Consider the following 4,776-nt stretch of genomic DNA (forward strand, 5'->3'; position numbering starts at 1 on the left):
TGTTGCCGTTCGACTACTTCTCGGGCAGGCGTGACGACGGCGTCGGCCTCGTGCGGGTCGCGGGCCTCATCGCGGCGGCCCGCGCCGACGCGCCGAACTGCCTTCTCCTCGACAACGGCGACACGCTGCAAGGCGCACCGCTCGGCGATGTGGCGATCAGCGAGCTACTGCCGCGCGGGGTGGAGCATCCGATGATCGCCGCGATGAACGCGCTGGGCTACGACGCGGCGACGCTCGGCAACCACGACTTCGACTACGGCGTTCCCGCGCTCGAGGCGACCTACTCCGCCGCCCTCTTTCCGGTCGTCGTCGCGAATGTCCGCCGCCACGACGGCAGCCCGTTCCGCCCGTCGCACGTGATCCTCGAGCGGCAGGTTCTCGACCGGAACGGCGACAGCGGCGTGATGCGCATCGGCATCACCGGGGTCGTTCCGCCGCAGGTTTCGAACTGGAACCGCACCGCCCTCGGCGGCGTGCTCGAGTTCACCGATCCGCTCGCGGCCGTCGCAGGGGAGGCCGCGCTCATGCGCGCTCGGGGCGCCGATGTGGTTGTGGTGCTCTCGCATGGCGGGATGGAGGACCCCGGCGCGGTCCCCGATCCCCTGGGCCACGAGAATGCCTCGCGCGCCATCGCGGCGCTGGCCGATGTGGACGCGGTCGTGGCGGGCCACACGCACGAGGTCTGGGCGCTCGACGGCGACGTGGACGTCACCCGACGCGCGGCGCCGATCGTGCAGCCCGGCTACGGGGGCTCCCACCTCGGCTGCATCGACCTCGCCCTCGAGAAGCGGCGGAGTTGCGACACGGACGGCTGGAGGGTGGTCAAGGCGCGCGCCCGGGCCGTGTCCGTACGCGATGCGCCACCCGAAGGCGTTCACGGCCTGCGCCGCGTGCTGAGGGCTCAACCGGCGCTCCGCCGGGACGTCGCCGATCACCATCGCGCGACGGTCCGCTTCACCGAGCGGATGCTCGGCGAAACGGCGATGCCGCTCACCACGTATTTCAGCTTCATTGCACCCTGCGCCGCGACCCAACTGGTGGCCGACGCCCAGACCGCCGCAGCCCGCGCGGCAGTGGCCAAGGACGCAGCGTTGTCCCGCCTGAGGCTCCTCTCGGCCGTGGCGCCCTTTCGCTGCGGCGGGCTCGCAGGTCCTCACAACTATACGGACATTCCCGCCGGGCCCTTGCGGCTGCGCCACGCCCACGACCTCTACTGCTACCCCAACCTCCTCGCCATCGTGCTCGTTACGGGGAGCGATCTGCGGCTCTGGCTCGAGCGGTCGGCGTCCATCTACCGGCGGATCGACCCCGACGACCCGCGGACGCAGTTCCTGATCGACCATGCCTTCGCGGGCTACAACTTCGACCGGATCGACGGGCTCACCTACCGGATCGACGTCAGCCGCCCGGCGCGGACCAACGCCGCGGAGGACTGCGTCTACGAGACCGAGGGCCGGGTGAAGGATCTCCGCTACTCGGACGGCACGCCGGTCGCGCCGGGCGACGAGGTGCTCGTCGCGACGAGCACCTACCGCGCGGCGGGCGGCGGCCACTTCCGCATCTCCCGTGCCGCCCGGACGGTGCTCACCGGCACGGACCCCGTACGCGACTACGTCGCGCGCCATATCGCCGAGGCCGGCACCGCCATCGCGCCGGTGCCGAGGCCGACGTTCCGCCTGTGCGGCTTCGGCCGCGCCGAGGTGATCTTCGAGACCGGTCGCGGCGCCCTGCGCCATCCGTGCAGGCTCGCGGACCTCGGGCTCGAAGCTCGCGGGGCGGGCGAGTCGGGCTTCATGCAGTTCGCGCTGAGGGCCTGAACCCGCTACGCGGTTGCACGAAAAATCGGCACACTGCCCGCTTGATGCTCAAGTCTTGCGCGAATCCCTCGCGCCGCCGAGCATGGCATTGACGCCCGCCCGCGCCGGCGTCTGAGTCGAGATGGCGCCCCGACGGGCGCCGCGGACACCCTCGGCATGGCGGCCGCGCCTATTGCGGCACGGGTGCCGGAGTCACTTCAAGGAGGCCAACTTGCTGCACCGTCTGATGCCCCCGATCGCCGTCGCGCTGATCGCCGCGACGCCCGCGCTCGCACAGGATACCGAGATCCAGTTCGCGCTCGACTGGCGTTTCGAGGGCCCCGCCGCGCCCTACTTCCTCGCCATCGACAACGGCCATTTCGCGGCCGAGGGCCTGTCGGTCGAAGTCACTGCGGGCGAAGGCTCGCTCGATGCGATCCCGAAGGTCGCCTCGGGCGCATTCCCGATGGGCTTCGCCGACATCAACAGCCTGATCCGCTTCCTCGACCAGAACCCGGGCGCGCCCGTCACGGCCGTGATGATGGTCTATGACAGCCCGCCCTTCGCGATCGTCGGCCGCGTCAGCCAGGGGATCTCCGGCATCGAGGACCTCGAGGGCTCGATCCTCGGCGCGCCGCCGCCGGACGGGGCATGGGCCCAGTTCCCGATCCTGGCCGCCGTGAACGACATCGACGTCTCGACCATGACGATCGAGGAAGTGGGCTTTCCCACCCGCGAGCCGATGCTCGCCGAGGGCAACGTCGATGCCGTGACCGGGTTCAACTTCTCCTCCTACCTCTCGCTCGCCCGGCTCGGCGTGCCGGAGGAGGACATCACCACGATCATGTTCTCGGACCACGGCGTCGCGCTCTACGGCAACGCGATCATCGCGAACACGAACTTCGCCGCCGAAAACCCCGAAGCGGTGACGGGCGCGCTGCGCGCCATCGCACGCGGCTGGTCGGACGCCATCGCGGACCCCGCGGCGGGTGCGGCGGCGGTCATCGACCGGAACCCGGCGGGAGATGTCGACCTGGAAACCCGGCGCCTGCAGCTCGCGATCGACGGCAACGTGCTCACCGACTACGTGGTGGAGAACGGCATGGGCACCATCGACCCCGAGCGCATGGCCACCGCGCTCGACCAGCTGCGCCTGACCTACGAGTTCCAGAACGAGCCGGACGCGTCGCTCTACTTCACCGACGCCTACCTGCCCGAGGCCGAGGTGCTGATGATCGCGCCGCAGTGACGGCAGGTTGACGAGGGACATCGCCCGGGGCCATCCGTCTTGGCCCCGGGCATCTTTTTGCAGAGGACGGCCATGGCGACTTCTCCCTACATGATCGAGCTGCGCGAGGTGACGCACGCCTACCGCACCAAGGCGGGCCCCCTGCCGGTGCTCGACAACCTCTCGCTGAAGATCCCCGAGAACGCGTTCTGCGCCGTGGTCGGACCCTCGGGCTGCGGCAAGTCCACGCTCACGCGGCTCGTCTCGGGGCTGATGAAGCCCGCGGAGGGGCAGGTCTGGCTGCACTCGCAGCTCGTGACCTCGCCGCGGCCGACCGTCGGCATGGCCTTTCAGAACCCCGTCCTGCTCGAGTGGCGGACGATCCTCCAGAACGTGCTCCTGCCGATGGAGATCGTGAAGTCGCCGATGTCGAAGGCCCAGGCCGAGGAGCGCGCGCGGCACCTCCTCGAGCTTGTCGGCCTGAAGGGCTTCGAGGACAAGCGACCCTCCGAGCTGTCGGGCGGGATGCGCCAGCGGGCGAGCCTCTGCCGCTCGATCATCCACAAGCCCGACGTGCTCATCCTCGACGAGCCCTTCGGCGCGCTCGACGCCTTCACGCGCGAGGACCTGTGGTGCACGATGCACGACCTGCGCGAGGAAGAGCCCTTCACCTGCCTGCTCATCACCCACGACCTGCGCGAGAGTGTCTTTCTCGCCGACCAGGTGGTGGTTCTGTCGGGCAGGCCGGCGCACGCGCAATACGTCCTCGACGTCGACATCCCCGGCAAGCGGAGCCTCGACGACCTCTATACGCCCAAGGCCGTGGAGATGCTGGCCATTCTCCGCCACCAGATCCAGGTCGCGCAGGGCCGCGCCTCGGACGACGAGGCCGCTCCACCGGCGCGGGGCCACGCCATGCCGGGAGCCGCACAATGAACGACGGCCTGCGCAAGTTCCTCGCGCCGACGATCTTCATCGTGGGCATCATCGCGCTCTGGGAATGGGCGGTCTGGGTGAACGACCTGCCGGACTACCGGATGGCCAGCCCCTCGGACCTCATCCCGCGCTTCGTGCGCTTCTGGGACCTCTTCCTCGTCGCCTCGTGGGAGACGCTGTGGCGCACGGTGGTGGGCCTCGCGCTCGCCGTCGTGGTCGGCACCGGCATCGGCATGGTCATGGGCTTCTCCCGCTTCGCGCGCGAGGGGCTCTACCCGATCCTCGTGGGCTTCAACGCGATCCCCAAGGCGACCGTGGTGCCCATCGTCGCGCTGATGTTCGTGGGCCAGCACGACTTCAACACCGTGCTCATCGCCTTCATGATCTCGTTCTTCCCGATCGCGGTCTCGGTCTCCATCGGCCTCTCGACGCTGGAGCCGGAATACCGCGACATCCTGCGGAGCCTCGGCGCGTCGAACTTCACCATCTTCTGGAAGATCGCGCTGCCCAAGACCCTGCCGGAGTTCTTCGGGGCGCTGAAGGTGGCGGTGACGCTCGCCTTCATCGGCACGAACCTGATGGAGATCGTCTCGCCGCACGGGCGCGGCCTCGGGGCGCTGTTCGACTCGGGCCGGATCAGCGCGGATTATCCGCTGATGTTCGCGGTCCTCTTCGCGCTCGCGGCGCTCGGCATCCTGCTGTTCTACGTGGTGGTGTTCCTCGAGCGCACCTTCGCGGGCTGGGCGGAGCGCTCGCCCGGCTGACGCACGGGGGGCGCGACCGCCTCAGAGGCGGGGCGCCCCGAACGTGTCGCAG

4 protein-coding genes are annotated in these 4,776 nt (G+C 69.8%); all 4 read left to right on the top strand.

What is annotated here, in order from left to right; genetic code table 11:
• The coding region (locus tag ACTS11_RS16140; protein WP_442641323.1) for a 5'-nucleotidase C-terminal domain-containing protein at positions 1 to 1,817 on the top strand (1,817 nt) is incomplete at its 5' end.
• Positions 1,818 to 2,043: 226 nt separating this feature from the next.
• Positions 2,044 to 3,045, top strand: coding sequence for an ABC transporter substrate-binding protein (locus tag ACTS11_RS16145; RefSeq protein ID WP_442641324.1), 1,002 nt, complete (start codon positions 2,044 to 2,046; stop codon positions 3,043 to 3,045).
• Between the two features lie 72 nt (positions 3,046 to 3,117).
• Positions 3,118 to 3,960 (top strand): ABC transporter ATP-binding protein, encoded by an 843-nt coding sequence (locus tag ACTS11_RS16150; protein WP_442641325.1) that lies wholly within the window; start codon positions 3,118 to 3,120, stop codon positions 3,958 to 3,960.
• Positions 3,957 to 4,724 (top strand): ABC transporter permease, encoded by a 768-nt coding sequence (locus ACTS11_RS16155; RefSeq protein ID WP_442641326.1) that lies wholly within the window; start codon positions 3,957 to 3,959, stop codon positions 4,722 to 4,724. Before ACTS11_RS16150 ends, ACTS11_RS16155 begins: the two co-directional genes overlap by 4 nt.
• Positions 4,725 to 4,776: the final 52 nt, after the last annotated feature.

It is taken from the genome of Roseicyclus sp., assembly GCF_052168335.1.
GTDB lineage: Bacteria > Pseudomonadota > Alphaproteobacteria > Rhodobacterales > Rhodobacteraceae > Roseibacterium.